The sequence below is a fragment of the Streptomyces sp. NPDC049577 genome (assembly GCF_040675635.1).
In the GTDB taxonomy this organism is placed as follows: domain Bacteria; phylum Actinomycetota; class Actinomycetes; order Streptomycetales; family Streptomycetaceae; genus Streptomyces.
Genome location: NZ_JBFAPH010000586.1, coordinates 1 through 2,049 on the forward strand (window position 1 = coordinate 1; position 2,049 = coordinate 2,049).

The following is a 2,049-nucleotide window of genomic DNA, read 5'->3' on the forward strand; positions in this document are numbered from 1 at the left end:
TGCGCAGCACCCCCGGTGCGGGGGCGGCCGTCCGCCGCCGGTAGTAGGCGATCGTGACGGCCGTCACCAGCGGCGCCCACGCCAGCAGCGGGGCGTAGCAGACCAGCACGAGCAGGTCCTGGGCCGGAGTGCCGATGTGGCCCTGGCCCAGGCCCGCGTACCGGGCGTAGAAGAACCAGCCGTACAGCGCGAACAGGCCGGCCGCGCCCAGCAGCGCGGGGACCACCGCCGCGAGCGGGCGCACCGGGCGGCCGCCGAGCAGCGGGATCCAGCGCGGCACGACCTCGCCCCAGCCGCGCACGAGGCCGAGCGTGAGCAGGGCGAGCCCCTCCGAGACGGCGCTGAGCGTCAGGACGTAGAGGACCCCCCAGACGCTCCGGAGCGGTTCCCCGGCCACCGGGAGGCCGGCGGCCAGGGCGACGCGCCACAGTCCCGAGGGCAGGGTGACCAGCGGGACGGCGTGGGCCGCGAGGGCGGCCCACCGCGGTACGCCGGGCAGAGCGTTCACTTTCAGCATGGCTCCATGCTGGTCGGCGGGGTGCCGCCGGTACGTCGGCCTGCGGGCCGATCCCCCTCCGCCGCGCGGGGGAAGAGCGGCTACGACCTGCGGCGGGCCAGGGTCAGGCCGTCCGCGACGGGCAGCATGACCGACTCCATCCGCCCGTCCGCGGCCGCGTGCTCGTTGAACGCCTTGATCGCCGCGCCGTTGCCCTCGGTGACGGCCGGGTCGACGACCTCGCCGCCGTAGAGGACGTTGTCGGCGACGAGCAGCCCGCCGGGGCGGAGCCGGGGCACGATCTCCTCCCAGTAGGCGATGTAGCCGTCCTTGTTGGCGTCGAGGAAGGCGAGGTCGAGGTGGGATTCGGCGGGCAGGGCCCGCAGGGACTCCAGCGCGGGGGCGATACGCAGCTCGATCCGGTCGGCGACCTTGGCCTTGGCCCAGGCCTCGCGCGCGTGGGCGGTCCACTCCTCCGAGACGTCGAGGGTGATCAGGCTGCCGCCGTCCGGCAGGGCCTGGGCCATGGAGAGGGAGGAGAGGCCGGTGAAGGTTCCGACCTCCAGGACCCTCCGGGCGCCGGTGAGCCGGACGAGGAAGGCCAGCAGCGGGGCCTGTTCCTCGGCGACCTGCATGATCGCCCGGTCGGGGAGGAGCCGGTGCGTGGTGTCGACCAGGGCGCGCTGCACCGGGTCGAGCGGCGGGTTGTGCGCCAGGACGTAGTCGTAGAGCTCGGGGGTGAGCGAGATGCCCTTGAAGGTGGTCACGCGGTCTCCTCGAGACGGAGAGGGATTCGTCGGTTCGTCAGCTGACGGACGGCACCCGACCTTACGCCTCCCGGGCTGCCGCGAAGGCCCGTACGATCTCCTCTCCCGCACTGACCCCGCGCGCGGTCAGGGCGGTGACGTGGGGCGCGGTCCAGCCCACGTCGGCCAGTTCGCCGTGGCCGGGGCGCCAGGCGCGGTCGGCGGCCAGCAGCAGATCGGCGTCGAGCAGCGAATCGCCGGCCGCGAGCACCCGGGTGGCGCCGGTGCGCCGCGCGACCTCGGCGACGGCCGCGCTCTTGGTGAGCGGGCGCGGCACGGCGTAGACCTTGCGGCCCTGCACGGAGACGGTCCAGCCGCGTTCCCCGGCCCATGCCGTGAGCTCCTTGACCCAGGCGTCGGGCAGGAGTTCGCGCTCGACGACGAGGTAGGCGAAGAAGTCCTCGGCGGTGCGCTCCTTGCGCAGCCACGCCGGGTCGGCGGACCGCGTCAGCCGGGCGCGGACCTCCTCCAGGGGGGCGCACTCGGCGGCCAGGGTCCGGCGTACGCGCGCCTGCCAGCCGGGGTCGGACTCGCCCCGGACGAGCAGATGGCCGCCGTTGGCGCAGACGGCGAACTCGGGCGGCGGGCCGGGGAGATTGATGCGGGCGTACTGCTCGCGAGTGCGGGTGGTGGCCGGCACGAAGACGGTGTGCCGGGCGAGTTCGGCCAGTTCGGCGGCCGCGGTCTCCGTCATGTAGGAGAGCGGCTTCCGCTCGTACAGCTCGACACACAGCAGGCGCGGCGCCT

The 2,049-nt window shown here is 74.6% G+C and carries 3 protein-coding genes; all 3 read right to left on the bottom strand.

What is annotated here, in order from left to right; genetic code table 11:
* Positions 1 to 517, bottom strand: a 517-nt coding sequence (locus tag AB0K09_RS32960) for a hypothetical protein (RefSeq protein WP_366069070.1), incomplete at its 3' end; no start/stop codon positions are given.
* An 80-nt stretch (positions 518 to 597) separates the two neighbouring features.
* Complete coding sequence (locus AB0K09_RS32965; RefSeq protein WP_366069071.1) at positions 598 to 1,263, bottom strand: O-methyltransferase; 666 nt, start codon at positions 1,261 to 1,263, stop codon at positions 598 to 600.
* Between the two features lie 61 nt (positions 1,264 to 1,324).
* Positions 1,325 to 2,049 (bottom strand): HAD family hydrolase (locus AB0K09_RS32970; RefSeq protein ID WP_366069072.1); only part of this gene is annotated, 725 nt, incomplete at its 5' end.